We start from the raw sequence: 16,866 nt of genomic DNA, 5'->3' as shown, positions 1-16,866 counted from the left end.
CGCACCATTCCATCCCAACCGGACGAAAGTACGGCACTGGCAATACAGACCCCCGCCATCAACGACCGTTCCCTGGCGGCCGGACTGGCATATGCCATGGGCAGCCGCGTCTCCGGCATCTCGTTCGACGCCGCCACCGGGCTCATGCTGGGCAAGGTCCGCGGCGGTGCTGACGTGCCCTATTCCACCACCGCCAAACTGGTCCGCAAGGCCGGCGGCTGGAGCTGCACGGTGGGGGTGTGCAGCTGCCCGGTCCGGAAGGACTGCAAGCACGTGGCGGCGCTGCTCTTCGCGGCAGAGGACAACCCTGCCACCCGCGTCCAGCTGCTGTCACCGGGCACCGCCACCCAGACTTCGCGCGAGCCGGCAGCGGCCGTCTCCGATTGGGAAAAAGCGCTCAGCCCCCTGATCTCCCAGCCCGGGGCTGCACCCTCCACCAACGGCGTGCCGCTGGCACTCCAGTTCGAGATCGAAGAGCCTGCCCCGCACTTCTCCTACACAGGGCGGCGCGATCCGCTCCGCAGCGTCCGCCAGCTTAAAGCGCGCCCCGTGATCATGGGCACCAAGGGCAAGTGGATCCGCGGCGACGTCTCCTGGAACACCCTGAACTACCTGAACTTCCGCCGCGAGTGCAACGAATCGCACGTGGAGTGGATGCAGGAGTTCCTGGCCGCCCACTCCGCCTCGGCTGGCCGGATGCAGAACTCCTCCGGCCTCTGGCTGGGTTTGAACACCTACTCCGGTAAAAACCTGTGGAGCCTGCTGGCGGACGCCCGGAAGATCGGGCTGGCACTCGTTCACTCCAAGGGCAGCGACCAAGTGCGGCTCGCGGAGTCCCCCGCCGCCGTCGGCCTGAACCTGGGCCGTTACGGCACCCCTGTGAATGAAAGCCCGGTAACTGAACCCGCCCCGGGTCAAGGCACACCAGCCAAGGAACAGGCCTCCGACGGCGGCCTGGAGCTGGCGCCCACCATCACCGTGGAAGGGGAAGAGGTTGATCCGGCCGCCGTGGGAACCATCGGCCGGCCCGCGCATGGCATCTTCTTCACGTCCGGGGAAGCCTCCTTACCGGGGGTCCCCGACCCTGACGGCGTCATCACGCTGGCACCGCTCGAGGGCGGCCTGAGCGAGGAGCTGCTGGCGTTCGTCACCGCCGGGAGCACGCTGCACATCCCCGCCAAGGACGAGACGCGCTTCCTCACCGGCTTCTATCCCAAGCTCAAGCAGACGGCCCGGGTCACGGCCCGCGACGAGTCTGTTGCCTTGCCTGCCCTGGCAGTCCCCACCCTCTCGCTGCTCGCCAACTACGGCGCCGACCACCGGGTCCGGCTGCACTGGGAGTGGCACTACAAGACAGGAAACCTCGTCACCGCCCAGCCGCTGTGGCGGCACCCCGGCGACCACGGCTACCGCGATGACACCGCCGAGGCCCGCATCCTCGAGGGCATCGGCCGGCCCTGGGAAGTGGTTCCGGCCCTGGGCGAATCCGCCACCGGGGGCTGGGGCACACCCCGGCTCGCCGCGTCCGTGGAGCTGAAGGGCCTGGACACACTGGCCTTCACCGAGGAGGTCCTCCCCCGCCTGCGCGAGGCCCCCGACGTGGACGTGGACACGGTGGGAGACATCGCCGACTACCGCGAGGCCGAGGAAGCGCCGGTGGTTTCCATCTCCACCAAGGCCACCGAGCAGCGCGACTGGTTCGACCTTGGCATCCAGATTTCGCTGGAGGGCCAGCCGGTGTCCTTCGCCGCAGTGTTCTCGGCGCTCGCAGCGGGCCAGACCAAGATGCTGCTGCCCAGCGGCGCCTACTTCTCCCTCGACCTGCCCGAGCTGCACCAGCTGCGGGCACTGATTGAGGAGGCGCGTTCCCTGCAGGACAACAAGGATGCGCCGCTGCAGATCAGCCGCTTCCAGGCCGGCCTGTGGGATGAACTGGCGCAGCTGGGAATCGTGGATGAGCAGGCAGCAGCTTGGCGCTCGGCGGTGGGCGGCCTGCTGGAGGGCGGCGTTGACGGCCTGCCGCTGCCCGCGACCCTGAACGCGGACCTGCGTCCCTACCAGCTTGAAGGCTTCAACTGGCTCACCTTCCTGTACAAGCACAGCCTGGGCGGGATCCTCGCGGACGATATGGGCCTTGGTAAGACTGTGCAGGCGCTCGCGCTGATGTGCGCCGCCAAGGATCTGGCCCTTTCGGCCGCTGCCGAGGATTCCGGCACCAGCGCGGGTTCCGGCCCTTCAGGTTCCGGCGCACCAGGGCCTGGCGCTTCAGGGTCCGTGGCCGACGCCGGAGCTCCCTTTTTGGTGGTTGCCCCCACCAGCGTTGTGGGCAACTGGGCCCTGGAGGCCGCGCGCTTCGCGCCGGGACTGAAGGTGCACGCGGTCAGCGAGACCTTCGCCAAAAGCAGCCAGGTCCCGGCCGAGGCACTCGCCGGCGCGGACATCGTGATCACGTCGTACGCCCTGTTCCGGATCGATTATGACGCCTACGCGTCCCGTGACTGGGCGGGCCTGGTGCTGGACGAGGCGCAGTTCGTGAAGAACCACCAGTCCAAGGCGTACCAGTGCGCCCGGAAACTGCCGGCGGCCTTCAAGCTGGCCATCACGGGCACGCCGCTGGAGAACAACCTCATGGAGTTCTGGGCGCTGACTTCCATCGTCGCGCCCGGCCTGTTTTCCAGTCCCAAGCGCTTCGCGGAGTACTACCAGAAGCCGGTGGAGAAAAACGGCGACAAGGGGCAGCTGGACAAGCTCCGCCGTCGGGTCCGTCCACTGATGATGCGCCGCACCAAGGACCAGGTGATCAAGGACCTGCCGCCCAAGCAGGAGCAGATCCTGGAAGTGGTGCTGAACCCGCGCCACCAGAAGGTGTACCAGACGCATCTGCAGCGGGAACGGCAGAAGGTCCTGGGCCTGATCGAGGACGTCAACAAGAACCGGTTCACCATCTTCCAGTCACTGACCCTGTTGCGGCAGCTCAGCCTGGACGCCTCACTGATTGATCCGGCGTTGTCGTCGGTCCGGTCGAGCAAGCTGGACGTGCTGTTCGAGCAGCTGGAGGACCTGGTGGCCGAGGGCCACCGTGCCCTGATCTTCAGCCAGTTCACCGGGTTCCTGGGCAAGGTCCGGGAGCGGCTGGACGAGGAAAAGATCGAGTACTGCTACCTCGACGGCGGTACCCGCAACCGTGCCGACGTGGTCAGCGAGTTCAAGAATGGCAGCGCGCCGGTGTTCCTGATTTCGCTGAAGGCCGGCGGTTTTGGCCTCAATCTCACCGAGGCCGACTATGTGTTCCTGCTGGATCCGTGGTGGAACCCGGCCTCGGAGGCGCAGGCGGTGGACCGGACGCACCGGATCGGGCAGGCGCGGAACGTTATGGTCTACCGGCTTGTGGCCAAGGACACGATCGAAGAAAAGGTCATGGCATTGAAGGCCCGGAAGTCGCAGCTGTTCGCCGACGTGATGGAGGGCGATGCCCTGGCCGGCGGTGCCATCACGGCCGAAGACCTGGCAGGGCTGTTCCAGGAGTAGCTCCGGAATCTGCGCAGCGCAGGTGCGTTTGCGCGTCCTCTATCCGCCTATGCTGGTATCCACAACAAAACTACAACGTTGGAGAAATGGTGCCAAAGGACAGCGTGCAGCAGGACCTACCGGAATCGGACCAGCTCGCCAATCAAGCCCGCGCTTCACCGGCCCTGCCTCCCCTGCGCGCGGACGCCTTTACCACCCCCTACCGCGACCCCGTCTGGGACGGCCCCACCGACCCGGTCCTGGTCCCGGACCACCTCACTGGCGAATGGGTGCTGTTCTACACCCAGCGCCGCGCCACCACTCCTGGCCTGACCGGCGTCGAATGGGTGCACGGCACGGCGATCGGCACGGCAAGGTCCTCCGACGGCGGACTCAACTGGGCCTACCAGGGCACCGTGGACGGACTCGTCCCGCCGGACACCGAACTCCCGGCAACCCTGTGGGCTCCCGACGTCGTACGGATCGGTGACCAGTGGATCATGTACCTGACCGTTCTCGGCGGGGCGCGGACGGACTGGACCGGGACTGCGTCCATCGTCCAGCTCGCGAGCCGGGACCTGGTCCAGTGGGAGTACCTGGGCACCGTTGACCTGGATTCGCCCCGCGTCATCGACGCCGCCGTTGCCCGGTGCGGGGACGGCCGCTACCGGCTTTGGTACAAGGACGAAGCCCGCGGATCCAATACCTACAGCGCGGTCAGCGATACCCCGGCGGATCCGTCGTCGTGGGTTCTCGAAGGGCTGGCCATCCCGGGCCGCCCGCATGAAGGGCCCAAGGTCTTCCGGCTCGGGGGAACGTTCTGGATGATCGTGGACGAATGGCGTGGCCAGGGCATCTACCGCTCAGAAGACGCCGCAGGAGGCTGGATCCGGCAGGAACAGCTGGGCGGACTCATCCTTACAGCGCCGGAATCCGTGGAAGGGCGTCCCGTCGTCGGACGCCATGCGGATGTGGTCCCCCTCCCCGGCAGGGAAGGTGGCAAGGAACGCGCCCTCCTGGTCTATTTCACCCACCCGCACTGGGGCGGCGAAGACATCGACACCATGGCACCGGATCCCCGGACCCGCCTCAGCCACATCCTGGCGGCGGTGCTCGAGGTCAGCGATGGCAATCTGGTCTGCAGCGGGCCCTGAACCGCAAAAACAGCACAAGACAAAGGGCCAAACCTTGGAACTATAAGCCAGCTGCTGCTGGCACCGGTCCAAGGTTTGGCCCTTTGCCTGACTCGTATCCCGGGCGCCCCCACCCGGAATTCTTTAGTGCCTAGACCCGCTGGGGCGAACCGAGCTCCACCGGATCTTCGTCCGTGAGGTACGCCAGCTCGGAGTGCGCGGCGAGGTCGATGCCACGCAGCTCGTCCTCGGGCTTGATGCGCAGGCCAATGGTCTTGTCCAGGATCTTCGCCAGGACCCAGGTGATGCCGAACGAGTAGGCCAGGACGGAGACTGTTGCCAGCGCCTGGACACCCAGCAGCTCCAGTCCGCCGCCGTAGAACAGTCCGCTCACACCGTTGGGTGCAGCTTCCGTGGCAAACAGGCCGATCAGCAGGGTGCCGAGGATGCCACCCACCAGGTGGACACCAACGACGTCGAGCGAATCGTCAAAGCCGAGGCGGAACTTCAGCTCAATGGCCAGGGAGCAGACGGCCCCGGCGATGGCGCCGATGGCCACCGCACCGAGCGGGCTGACAGCACCACAGGCCGGCGTGATGGCAACCAGTGCAGAGATCAGGCCGGAGGCCGCCCCCATGCTGGTGGCGGCTCCATGGCGGACCCGCTCAACGAGCGCCCAGGCCAGGAGGCCCGCGGAAGCAGCAACAGCGGTGTTGAGGAAAACCACCGACGCTGACTGGCCGGCGGAGAGAGCGGAACCGGCGTTGAAGCCGAACCAGCCCACCCACAGCAGGCCTGCGCCCACCAGCACCAGCGGGCGGCTGTGCGGCTTGGCGTGTTCCACCTTGGGCCAGCCGGAGCTCTTGCCCAGGACCAGGGCCAGGGCCAGGGCGGCGGCGCCGGCGTTCATGTGCACCGCGGTGCCGCCGGCGAAGTCGATGGCCTTGATGCCGCTCGCGATCCACCCGCCAACGGTGCTGCCGTCGGCGGAGGAGAAGGCGAACACCCAGTGCGCGATGGGGAAGTAGACGATGGTGGCCCAGATGCCGGCGAACAGCATCCAGGCGCCGAATTTCATGCGGCCGGCTGCGGCTCCGGCAACCAGCGCCGTGGTGACGCAGGCGAAGAACAGCTGGAACGCTGCGAAGAGGATTACGGGGATAGAGGCGCTGTCATCAGCCGCAAGCAGCTGGCTCATACCGGGGAATTCCGTGACGTCCCCGATCAGCCCCACGCCGCCGACGGAGTTTCCAAAAGCCATCGAGTAGCCGAAGAGCGCCCAGAGGACGGCCACCAGGCTGGCGCCGCCGAAGCACATCATCATCATGTTGAGGATGCGGCGCGAGCCCACCATGCCCCCGTAAAACAGGGCCAGGGCGGGGATCATCATACAGACCAGAGCGGAACTGGCCAGAATCCAAGCGACATTTCCCGAATCCATGGGAAACCCCTTTCGTGATGCGAAGAGAGAACGGTAAGTTGCCGTCAGAGCCGCTCCGTTGGGAGGGACGCGGGGTCTGGTCCCACGTTCAGCGGAGGGTGGCTGTTGCCGTCGTGCTCCAACTGTATGGCGGCCACTTTTGGGTAGGTTTCCGGCGTGTTAAATGATGGTTTCAGTCGTTCACGCCCGAGTTTCAGCAGTCCCACTGATTCCAATAGCCCTACCGGCATCAGCCGCAACGGAAGAGCAGCCCGGGAGGGCAGCAGCGGCTGCGGCGGGGAGCCGGGCGGGACGTACGACGGCGGTCCTAAACGATGGTGCGGGCCTTGCCGAGCAGCCCGGCGAGGGAGTCCGCCAGTGCCACGGCGCCTTCCTCCGCATCCCAGTCCTCCACCAGTTCGTCGGGCGAGTGCGAGACGCCGGTGGGGTTCCGGACGAACAGCATGGCAGTAGGGATGTGCCCGCCCAGCACGCCCGCGTCGTGTCCCGCCCCGGTGTCCAGGACCGGCGCGGCGGGAAGCAGTTCCTGCAGCCGGTCCCGCAGGCCGCCGTCGAAGTGCACTGTGGGACTCAATGATTCCGTGGTCAGGCTGGCCAGGCAGCCTTCCTCCGCGGCGAACATCCCGGCGTTCAACCGGATGGCCTCAACCAGGGCCGCGGTGACGGAGTCGTCCGGGTGGCGGACGTCAATCCACAGGTCCACGCGTGAGGCAATCACGTTGGTCCCGCCCGGAACGGGTTGGACCCGGCCAACGGTGGCCCGGGCGTCCCGGTACTTCCTGGCCGTATCGCGGATGCTGACCATAATCTTGGCAGCAGCGATCATGGGGTCCTTGCGGCCGGCCATGAGGGTGGTCCCGGCGTGGTTTCCCTGCCCGGAGACGCTGAGCTTCCAGCGGCCGTGGCCCAGGATCGAGGAGCCGATGGCCACGGGCTGGTTCAGGTCGATCAGCCCCCGGCCCTGCTCCACATGCAGCTCCACAAACAGGCCCAGCTGCTGGAGGGCCTTGTAATCGGCGCCGATGAGCCGGGGATCCTGCCCGTTCGCGGCGGCGACGTCAGCATAGGTGTTGCCGTCCGGGTCCTTGAGCCGGCGGGCCTTGTCCGGGTCCAGCTCGCCGGTCAGAAGCCGGGAACCCAGGCAGGCCACGCCGAACCTCGAGCCCTCCTCCTCTGGAAAAACTGCGATGACCAGCGGCCTTCGGGGGCGGAGCCCGCGGGCCTTCAGGATGTCGACGGCGACCAGCGCCGAGGCGACACCCAGCGGGCCGTCGTACGCGCCGCCGCCCGGGACGGAATCGAGATGGCTGCCGGTAGCAACAGCGTCCCGCCGCGTGCCAGCGGAGGTGTCCCACCAGGCCCAGATGATGCCGTTGTGGTCCGTATGGACGTCAAGGCCGCGCCGTTCCGCCTGCTCAATGAACCAGCTCCGCAGGTCCGTTTCCGCACTGGAGAAAACCGGCCGCGAATAGCCACCCCGCGATGCATCCCTGCCGATGGTGGAGATGTCCTGCAGCAGACTGGAAACAGTGGAGGCACTGGTTCGGGCAGAAGGCAGCGCATCCGCTGTGGGTACTGTCTGTGGAAGGCTCACTGGTATCCGTTCTATGTGGTCACAGCTGTTGAAGACGCGGTCCGGAACCGGCTGGGAACATTCCCGGCACCGGTGGCCAGGTCCGCAGCCCATTGGCCGATCAGCGGCGCAAACTTGGCGCCGTGCCCGGAGCACGGCGACAGAACCGTGACGTTGTCCGCTCGGTCGATGAGGAAGTCCTCATTGGGCGTGTTGGTGAACAGGCACGTGGTTTCGGCGTACGGTTCCGGGTCCAGGCCGGGAAGGTAGCGGCGCACGTAATCCACCACCCGGCGGCGGTTGGCCGGGTCCACTTCTCCGGTCTGTTCCGCGGCCGACGGGATGAGCCTGCCGCCGTTGTACTCGGCCACTTTCTGCCCGGCATAGCCGGCGTCCCGTCCGCCGGGAAGGCCGTAGGCCTGGATCTCTGCGGCCTTGTGGATGAACGTCGGCCAGCCCCGGGCACCGGGGGCGGTGGAACCGGCCGCAGCGCCGCCGTCGTGATCCCGGTACTTGAAGTGGAACGCCTGCTCCTGCCGGACGATGATCCCCGGAAGCCCCGCCAGGAAACCGGCCGGAAGGGACAGCTGCCCCAGCAGGCCGGGGAGCCAGCCGCCGGCGCTGATCACCACGTTGCCGGCGTCCACGGTTTCACCCGTGGAAGAACGGAGCCGGTAACCGGCACCCGTCCGCTCCACGCTCTGCAGCTCCCAGCCCGTCACGAGGCGGGCGCCATGGCCGACGGCGAGCTTCACCATGGCGTTGACGACGACTTCCGCATCGATCACGCCGGCGCCGGGGTGCCACAGAACCTCGGTATCGAAGGCGATCTGCGGCCAACGGCGCCGGGCCTCGGCAGCGGACAGCAGTTCGTGCTCGATGCCTTCGCCGGCCAGCACGGAGGCCAGCAGCCGGGGATTGCGCTCCGGGCCGTAGTCCACGGCGCCGCAGGGAGTGATCAGGGAGGTTCCGGAGGCGTCGGCCAGCCCGTCCCACAGTGCCTTCGACTCCAGGACGGCCCGGGTATAGAAGGCGTCCGGGTAGGCGTAGCGGAAGATCCGGGCGGAACCGTGGGAGCTGCCAGCATGGCTGGCGGGGACATTGCGTTCCAGGAGGGCGACCTGGTGCCCGCGGGAGGCGAGCTGCCAGGCGGTGGCGGCGCCGGCCAGGCCGGCGCCCACCACTACAAAGTCTGACGAGTCTGTCACGGGCAACGCCCTAGCCTGCGCCGGGGATCCAGCTGGTGCCGGCCAGCGGCACCCGCGCCATGGCTGAAGCCTCAATGGTCAGCGCCACCAGGTCCTCGGGCTCCAGGTTGTGCAGGTGCGACTTTCCGCAGGCCCGGGCGATGGTCTGGGCTTCCATGGTGAGGACGCGGACGTAGTTGGCCAGCCGCTTGCCCGCAGCTACCGGATCCAGCCTGCCCGCGAGTTCCGGGTCCTGGGTGGTAATGCCGGCGGGGTCCCGGCCGTCCTGGAAGTCATCGTAGAAGCCGGCGGCGGAGCCCAGGGCGGAGTATTCGGCGGCGTAACGGGGGTCGTTGTCGCCGAGGGCGATCAGCGCCGCGGTGCCGATGGCCACCGCGTCCGCGCCCAGGGCCATGGCCTTGGCGACGTCGGCCCCGGTGCGGATGCCGCCGGAGACGATGAGCTGGACCTTCCGGTGCACCCCGAGTTCCTGCAGGGCCTGGACGGCCTGCGGGATGGCGGCGAGGGTGGGGATGCCCACGTTTTCGATGAACACCTGCTGCGTGGCGGCGGTTCCGCCCTGCATGCCGTCCACCACCACCACGTCCGCGCCGGACTTCACGGCGAGCGCCGTGTCGTAGTAGGGCCGGGAGGCGCCGATTTTGACGTAGATGGGGGTCTTCCAGTCGGTGATTTCCCGCAGTTCGCCGATCTTGATTTCCAGGTCGTCCGGGCCGGTCCAGTCGGGGTGGCGGCTGGCGGAGCGCTGGTCAATGCCTACAGGCAGGGTGCGCATGCCGGCCACACGCTCGGTGATTTTCTGGCCCAGCAGCATGCCGCCGCCGCCTGGCTTGGCCCCTTGTCCCAGCACGATTTCGATGGCGTCGGCCTTGCGCAGGTCATCCGGGTTCATGCCGTAACGGGACGGCAGGTACTGGTACACCAGGTGCTTGGACTGGCCGCGCTCCTCAGGGGTCATGCCGCCGTCGCCCGTGGTGGTGGAGGTGCCCACCTCGGACGCGCCGCGCCCCAGCGCCTCCTTGGCGTTGGCGGACAGGGCGCCGAAGCTCATGCCGGCGATGGTCACCGGGGTCTGCAGGTGCAGCGGGCGGGTGGCGTGCCGGTCGCCTAGGACGACGTCGGTATCGCACTTTTCGCGGTAGCCCTCCAGCGGGTAACGGGACATGGAGGCGCCGAGGAAGAGCAGGTCGTCAAAGTGCGGGACCTTGCGTTTGGCGCCCCAGCCGCGGATGTCGTAGACACCGGTGACGGCGGCACGCTGGATATCGGCGATGGTGGCACGATCGAAGGTGGCGGACTCGCGCAGGCCCAGGGCTGCGATATCAGGCGCAGCCAGGTTCTGTGCAGGAAGGTTCTGTGCGGGCGCTTCAGCGGGCAGGGGTACTGAGGTGATGGTCATGGGGGCTCCTAGTACGACGTCGAGTTGTCGACGTGGAAGTGGTAGAGATTCCTTGCTGAGCCGTAGCGCTTGAAGTCTGCCGGGTCGTCGGTACGGCCGGCGGCGGCCAGCAGCTCGGCGAGTTCGGCCAGGTGCTCTGCCTTCAGCGGCTTTTCGATGCAGTCCGCGCCGAGTGAGGCCACGGTGCCTTTGACGTAAATGCGCGCCTCGTAGATGGAGTCGCCGAGCGCGTCACCGGCATCGCCGCAGACCACCAGCCGGCCGGCCTGGGCCATAAAGGCGGACATGTGGCCGATGTTGCCGCCCACCACAATGTCCACGCCCTTCATGGAAATCCCGCAGCGGGCCCCGGCGTTCCCGTCGATGACCACCAGGCCGCCGTGGCCGGTGGCTGCGGCGGACTGTGAGGCGTCACCCTTTACGTGGACTGTCCCGGACATGATGTTCTCGGCCAGCCCGACGCCGGCGTTGCCGTTGACGGTCACGTCCCCCTTTTGGTGCATCCCGGCTGCGTAGTAGCCGGCGTGGCCGTCGATGGCCACCTTGATGTCCGTGTTGATGCCGACGGCCAGGCTGTGCTTGCCGCCGGGATTGGTGACGGTCCAGGCCTGGCCGTCAACGGCGTTGTGGATGGCCTGGTTGAGTTCCCGGACGGTGCTGCCGGCCAGGTCCACTGTGGTGGTTTCCGCAGTCGCGCCGGTTTCCGGAGCAGTTCCTCGGGCGGGCGCTTCGGGGGCTGTCAGAGTGACCATGTGTAGACCTTTCCGGGTTCCGGTTCAAAGATGCGGGCGTTTTCAATGCCGGGCAGGGCTGCCAGGGCACGGTATTCGGAGGCCATGGCCACGTAGTCGTCCGTTTCGGCGATGATGGCCGGCTTGCAGGCGATGGGGTCGCGGACCACGGCCATGCTGTCCGCCGTGGTGACCACCAGGGTGTAGAAACCGTCCAGGACCTTGCCCAGGTTCACCAGGGCTTCCTCAAGGGTGTCGCCCTGCTTCAGCCGGGAGGCGACGTAGCGGGCGCCCACTTCGGTGTCGTTTTCGGAGTCAAAGACCACGCCTTCACGCTTAAGGTCACGCCGTACGGTGGCGTGGTTGGAGAAGGAACCGTTGTGGACCAGGCACAGGTCGTCGGCAACCGAGAAGGGATGCGAACCGCCGGCGGTGACAGCGGATTCGGTGGCCATCCGGGTGTGGGACAGTCCCTGGCTTCCGCCCATCGCTTCCAGCCCATGCTCGGCGGCAATCTCCATCGGGTGGCCCACGCTTTTCATCACGGCAACGTGCTCGCCGCGGCCGATGATGGTGGAGCCCGGCAGGGTTTCGCTGACGGCCTTCACCAGCAGGTCCGTTCCGACGGCGGCACTCACCAGCGTGGTATCGCCCACCACCTGGACAGCTGCTGCTGCGTCCGGCGGGAGCAGGGCGGCGACGCCCGTGGTGATGGCCGCCGTCGTCATTCCCTGGTCCTTGCCCAGGAGGCTGAGGGTGGACGTTCCCTCCCTGACGAGGCCGGGGGTGTTGTAAACGGCGAGGCCGGCTGAATCCGGTCCGCGGTCCACGATCTGGCAGAGCATTGAGGACAGCAGGCTGCCCATCCAGGGATGCAGCGAGGGGTTGCGCAGCTGCAGCGCAGCGATTCCGCACATGGTGGAAGTCCTTTACAAAGTAGGGGTCAGATGGACGTCAAATACGTGCGGATTTCCCAGTCGCTGACCTGGTTGTGCCAGCTGAGGAATTCCTCTTCCTTGGCGTCCGCGTAGTAGCGGGCGATGGCGGGGTCTCCGCTGAGGCTGGCCAGGATGACGGGGTCCTTCCGCAGTGCTTCCACGGCGTGGAGCAGCGTGGCCGGCAGGAAGTGAGCGTCCGGCCTGGACTCCCCGGGGCCGGACGGCTGGCCGGGGTCCAGGGACTTCTCCACGCCGTCCAGCCCGGCGGCGATGGTGGTGGCGATGGCAAGGTACGGGTTGGCCGAGCCGTCGCCGGAGCGCAGCTCGATCCGCTTGTTGTCCGGCACCCGGATCATGTGGGTGCGGTCGTTCCCGCCGAAGGATGCCTTCCGGGGCGACCAGGTGGCGCCGGAGGAGCTGGTGGTGGCGCCGGTCCTTTTGTAGGAGTTCACGGTAGGGGCGAGGAATGCCTGCAGTGCGGGGGCGTGGTCCAGGACGCCGGCGATGAACGAATAGGCGAGGCCGGAAAGCCCAAGGCCGCGGCCGTCGTCGTCCGCGCCGTCATTCGGGAACAGCGCCTCGGCACCGGACCACAGGGACAGGTGGAAGTGCAATCCGGTGCCCGTGCGGTCGGTGAACGGCTTGGGCATAAACGTGGCAGTCATGCCGCGCTGCTCAGCCAGGATGTTCAGGATGTAGCGGAGGGAAACCACGCGGTCCGCGGTGGTGAGAGCGTCCGCGTAGTTGAAGTTCTGCTCGAACTGGCCGGCTGCGTCCTCGTGGTCGTTGGCGTAGTTGCCCCAGCCCAGGCCGTTCATCGCATCGGAGATGGAGGTGAGGTGGTCGTACATCCGGGTGACGCCGCGGGCGTCGTAGCAGGGGCGGGGCGAATCGTCCCGGTCGTCTGCGGTACTGAGCGTCCCGTCGTCGTTCTTTTTCACCAGGAAGTATTCAACCTCGGCGCCCACCTTGGCCTGCATGCCCTGATCTGCCAGACGGACCAGGGTGTTCTTGAGGACCACCCGCGGGGCGTAGGGCCAGGGCTTGCCGTCAACGTGCGGGTCGCAGTGGATGATGGCCAGGCCCTTTTTGATAAAGGGAACCGGAGTGAAGGACGCGAGATCCGGAATGGCGATCAGGTCCGAGTCCTGCGGCTTCTGTCCCATCAGGCCTGCGGCGTAGCCGGCGAAGCCCATCGCGCCTTTTTCCAGTTCATCGGCGGCTTCCACGGGGACCAGCTTGGCGCAGGGCTTCCCGGTCATGTCCACAAACGTGGCAAGGAGGAAGCGGACCTCGTGCGCCCTGGCGATGTCCGCGAGGGAAATCCGGCCGGTGCTCTCCGCCAGGGGTACATCTGTTGGTGTTTCAGGTGTCGCGACACTTGTCATCGGAACTGTCCTGTTCGCTTTGCTGTTACTCGATATGAAACCTTGTTGAACCACAGTAGTCAAAACGATGTTTCAGAAGAGCGCAGGATTTGTTAACTCTGGATGTCGCGAAGGAATTTATTGGGCGGGGAGTTGTGCAGCAGGTGCGTTTCGACCTCCGCGAAGGCGCAACTACGTCACCTGCCACGCGCCTGGTGAACCGGGGTCACGCGAGCTGGTGGTGTCCGGCTGCCACGCGCGGCAGCCGGTTACTTCGCGGCGACGGCCAGGAACCGGATGGGGAGTTCCTGAAGCTCGAGCGGTCCGTGCGGGCCCTCGCCATCAAGCAGCAGGGAATCTCCCGGCTCCATGGTGTATTCGTACTGGCCGTGGCCGTAAACCATCCTGCCGGCGAGCATGTAGATGAACTCGGTCCCGGGGTGCTGGAAGAGCGGGAAAACGTCCGAGGCGTCCGTCAGTGTCACTAGGGTTGGCTCCAGCGCATCTGTCCGGCCCTTCAAGGTACCCAGCACGCGGTATTCGTGCCCGTGCTGGGTGCCGCTGCGGACAGTGAGGCTGCCCTGGCCGTTCTTGGTGAACGTGGCGTCCCGGTCGGTGTCAGCGCCGCGGAAAAGCGCGGTCACCGGGATCTTGAGCCCGTCGGCAAGGCGTTGCAGCGTGGTCAGCGAACAGGACGTGCTGGCAGTTTCAATCTTCGAAATCATCGCTTTGGACAGCCCGGTGCGGGCAGCAAGCTCCGCGGAGGACAGGCCATGGGAGGTGCGGTAGCGCCGCAGCTGGGTTGCGATCACCTGTTCGAGTTTTCCCGCAACCTCTTCCCGGGCATGTTCCGTCATATCAGCCATCATAGGTGGCGTGCTGCGGTGACGAACGGCCGCCGCAGCCGCCCTCAACGGTTTCATAGCGCGTCGGTCACGCCCCGGAAGGCTTGGCGTATCGGCCCGGGCCGGGACAAATCCGCCAGCGTGGCGGCTAAGCTGGGGAAAAACCCGCCCCATCATGGCCCGGGCAAGGGCAGGGCGGCAAGGACCAGAGGCACTGGTCGCGAAAGGACATCGAATGGCGCGAGCGACAGTCCAGGACGTCGCTAAAACAGCCGGAGTGTCTGTGGGCACTGTGTCTCGCGTCCTGAACGGAAGTCCGGCCGTCAGCCAGGCGAGCAAGGAAAAGGTCACAGCCGCCATCCTCCAGCTCAACTACCGGCCCCTCGCCTCCGCCCGTGACCTGCGCCGGGACCGGACCATGCGCATACTGGCCCTGGCCAAAAACCTGAACTCACCCGTGATCAGTGAAGTTTTCCGTGGTGTCGGAGACGCTGCGGCAGTGTCGGGATATGTCAGCCTCATCGCACCAACCGCTGGGGACCTGGAACGGGAACAGCAGTTGGTGGACATGCTGCGCAACGGGTCGGTGGACGGGCTGATCATGTTTTCGCCCACGATGCCGGATGAGGATATGGAAGAAATGGCCGAGCAGCTATGCGTTGTCCAAGTGTGTGAGATCGCTGATTCCGAGGCAGCATTCGGCGTCTCCATTGACGACCGGAAGGCCGCCTTCGACATTACGCGGCACCTGATTGAAACGGGCGGCCGGCGCTTGGCGATGATTGGCAACAGGGCGGCCCGCTCCGGTCGACTGCGCGAGGAAGGCTTTCGCCAGGCTGCCGCCGAAGCTGGCCTGTCGCCGGACCAGATGCTGTTCGTCGAAGGTGAGTTCGACTTCCATACAGGGCGCCGCCTCACCAGGAAGCTGCTCGCGGCGGATCCCCTTCCTGACGCAGTTTTCTGCGGCAGTGATACCGTCGCCGCAGGCTGCGTCCGGGAAATTACGGACGCAGGAATGCGGGTGCCCGAGGACATAGCCGTGGCTGGATTTGACGACTCAATACAGGCCGAAATGTGTGTGCCGGAACTGACCACGATCAGGCAGCCGGCCTATGACATGGGCCGCGCAGCATTCGGCGAGCTCTTGGCGCGGATGACCGTGCCTGCGGTTCACCGCCGTGGCCGGATCTTCCTTCCCCACGATCTTGTAGTGCGGGACTCGACAAGGAACTAGGACGAGGGTTGACAGCCCCACGTGGCGCCTGTCACACTTCTTTGGAATCGATTCCACGCACCCTGTGCGAGTATCCGTCCAGACTTTGGAATCGATTCCATCTGCAACAGAAGCCAGCCCGGCAAAGGAGCCATTTGTGGACTTGATTCGACTTTCTTCCCCCGTCCAGGAAGACACAGGACCGTCAAAGCCGGTGATGCGGAAGAGCGCTTCCCGCCGGCACGCGCGCCTCACCGCTTCGGCCGTTGCGGCTATGGCTGCCGGCTTGCTGATCACCGGGTGCGGTGGCGGCGCGGCCACGCAGGGCGCGGACAACGCGGCCGCTGCCGATCCGGCCTCGGCGGCTGGCGCCACCGGAAGCATCAACATCTGCGGCGGCAAGGACGCCTCCGGCATCTATAAGGGCACAGCGGAAGCCTTCACCACCGCGAACGGCAAGGTCACCGCCAAGTACACCGAGATCGGAGCGACCACCGACGAGGCCCGGACCCAGGCCGTACAGCGGCTTGAAGGCAAGTCCACCGAATGCGATATCTTCGTCGCGGATGTCATCTGGACCTCCGAGTTCGCCTCCCAGGGCTGGCTTCTGGACCAGACCAAGCTGGTCGAAGCGAACAAGGACCGCCTCATCCCCTCCACAGTGGAGACCGCCAAATACGAGGACAAGTACTGGGCTTCCCCGTTTTTCACCAACGCAGGACTCGTTTACTACCAGAAGGACAAGGTGGCAAAGCCCGAGACCTGGCAGCAGCTCTACGCTGAGGCAGCCAAGGCCCCGGGCAACAGTTTTGTCTACCAGGGCAAGCAGTATGAGGGCCTCACCGTCAACTTCCTGGAGATGCTCTACAGCGCCGGCGGAGAGGTGTTGGACGACAAGGGCGAGGTCAAAATCGACTCGGCGGAAACCCGGGAGGTACTCGACTTCATGACCAAGGGCCTCAAGGATGGCTCCGCGGACCGTGCGGTGCTGACCTACAACGAGGATCCGGCGCGGTTGGCCTACGAGTCCGGCAACTTTGGCTACCAGCGCAACTGGCCGCACGTCTACCGCCTGCTCAACGCCACCCCGCTGGCCGGCACTTTCGGTGTAGCTCCGCTTCCGGCCTGGGAAGGCGGCAAGGCCTCCGGTGTCCTGGGGGGCTGGAACCTGGCGATCTCGGCCCATTCCACCAACCCGGCCGGAGCTGTGGCGTTCATCGACTTCGCCACCACCCCGGACTGGCAGAAGCACGTGGCCATAGACTTCTCGCAGGCCCCGGTCAACGAAGCCGCCTATTCCGATGTTGCTGTCCTGGCGAAGATGCCGTTCGCCACCGAACTGCTCGCCTCAGTCAAAGGTGCCAAGCCGCGCCCGATCTCCCCGGTTTACCCGCAGATTTCCCAGGCCATCTACAAAAATGTGTATGCCGTCCTCTCCGGCACCGCCTCTTCCGAGGACGCCGTAAAGGCGATGGCCCAAGAGATCACCACCGCAAAGGCGAGCTTCTGAC

At 66.3% G+C, this 16,866-nt stretch carries 12 protein-coding genes; 4 read left to right on the top strand and 8 right to left on the bottom strand.

Annotated features, from left to right (window positions below; translation table 11 throughout):
* Nucleotides 1-6 precede the first annotated feature (6 nt).
* Complete coding sequence (locus tag QF047_RS00900) at nucleotides 7-3,528, top strand: DEAD/DEAH box helicase (RefSeq protein ID WP_307281690.1); 3,522 nt, start codon at nucleotides 7-9, stop codon at nucleotides 3,526-3,528.
* Nucleotides 3,529-3,614: 86 nt separating this feature from the next.
* The gene (locus QF047_RS00895; protein ID WP_307272903.1) at nucleotides 3,615-4,661 is read left to right on the top strand and encodes a glycoside hydrolase; all 1,047 of its coding nucleotides are present in this window, start codon (nucleotides 3,615-3,617) and stop codon (nucleotides 4,659-4,661) included.
* Between the two features lie 130 nt (nucleotides 4,662-4,791).
* Here the strand turns inward: QF047_RS00895 and QF047_RS00890 are convergent, their stop codons facing one another.
* The 8 genes from QF047_RS00890 to QF047_RS00855 form a co-directional block, all read right to left on the bottom strand.
* Nucleotides 4,792-6,081: an ammonium transporter gene (locus QF047_RS00890; RefSeq protein WP_307272900.1), complete on the bottom strand. Its 1,290-nt coding sequence runs from the start codon at nucleotides 6,079-6,081 to the stop codon at nucleotides 4,792-4,794.
* A gap of 307 nt (nucleotides 6,082-6,388) precedes the next feature.
* Complete coding sequence (locus QF047_RS00885; RefSeq protein WP_307272897.1) at nucleotides 6,389-7,675, bottom strand: allantoate amidohydrolase; 1,287 nt, start codon at nucleotides 7,673-7,675, stop codon at nucleotides 6,389-6,391.
* An 11-nt stretch (nucleotides 7,676-7,686) separates the two neighbouring features.
* A complete protein-coding gene (locus QF047_RS00880) occupies nucleotides 7,687-8,862 on the bottom strand; it encodes an FAD-dependent oxidoreductase (RefSeq protein WP_307272896.1) in 1,176 nt (391 codons plus the stop codon).
* A gap of 10 nt (nucleotides 8,863-8,872) precedes the next feature.
* Complete coding sequence (locus QF047_RS00875) at nucleotides 8,873-10,261, bottom strand: FMN-binding glutamate synthase family protein (RefSeq protein ID WP_307272894.1); 1,389 nt, start codon at nucleotides 10,259-10,261, stop codon at nucleotides 8,873-8,875.
* Nucleotides 10,262-10,269: 8 nt separating this feature from the next.
* Nucleotides 10,270-11,013, bottom strand: coding sequence for a protein glxC (locus tag QF047_RS00870; RefSeq protein ID WP_307272892.1), 744 nt, complete (start codon nucleotides 11,011-11,013; stop codon nucleotides 10,270-10,272).
* On the bottom strand, nucleotides 11,001-11,909 hold the full coding sequence (locus QF047_RS00865) for a glutamine amidotransferase (RefSeq protein WP_307272889.1): 909 nt from the start codon (nucleotides 11,907-11,909) through the stop codon (nucleotides 11,001-11,003). The genes QF047_RS00870 and QF047_RS00865 overlap by 13 nt, the downstream gene beginning before the upstream one ends.
* Before the next feature lie 26 nt (nucleotides 11,910-11,935).
* Nucleotides 11,936-13,318 (bottom strand): type III glutamate--ammonia ligase, encoded by a 1,383-nt coding sequence (glnT, locus tag QF047_RS00860; protein WP_307272886.1) that lies wholly within the window; start codon nucleotides 13,316-13,318, stop codon nucleotides 11,936-11,938.
* A gap of 248 nt (nucleotides 13,319-13,566) precedes the next feature.
* On the bottom strand, nucleotides 13,567-14,154 hold the full coding sequence (locus QF047_RS00855) for an XRE family transcriptional regulator (RefSeq protein ID WP_306636247.1): 588 nt from the start codon (nucleotides 14,152-14,154) through the stop codon (nucleotides 13,567-13,569).
* A 223-nt stretch (nucleotides 14,155-14,377) separates the two neighbouring features.
* Here QF047_RS00855 and QF047_RS00850 point away from each other — a divergent pair, with 223 nt between their 5' ends.
* Together QF047_RS00850 and QF047_RS00845 are read left to right on the top strand one after the other, a co-directional pair.
* Nucleotides 14,378-15,376 carry a LacI family DNA-binding transcriptional regulator gene (locus tag QF047_RS00850; RefSeq protein ID WP_307272881.1) on the top strand — a complete coding sequence of 333 codons (999 nt, stop codon included), beginning with the start codon at nucleotides 14,378-14,380 and terminating at the stop codon, nucleotides 15,374-15,376.
* Between the two features lie 136 nt (nucleotides 15,377-15,512).
* Nucleotides 15,513-16,865: an ABC transporter substrate-binding protein gene (locus tag QF047_RS00845; protein WP_307272877.1), complete on the top strand. Its 1,353-nt coding sequence runs from the start codon at nucleotides 15,513-15,515 to the stop codon at nucleotides 16,863-16,865.
* The last annotated feature ends 1 nt before the right edge of the window (nucleotide 16,866 follow it).

The sequence above is a fragment of the Arthrobacter sp. W4I7 genome (assembly GCF_030816215.1).
GTDB lineage: Bacteria > Actinomycetota > Actinomycetes > Actinomycetales > Micrococcaceae > Arthrobacter > Arthrobacter siccitolerans_A.
Note: the sequence above shows the minus strand (reverse complement) of the source record. Positions and strands in the feature narration are given on the sequence as shown.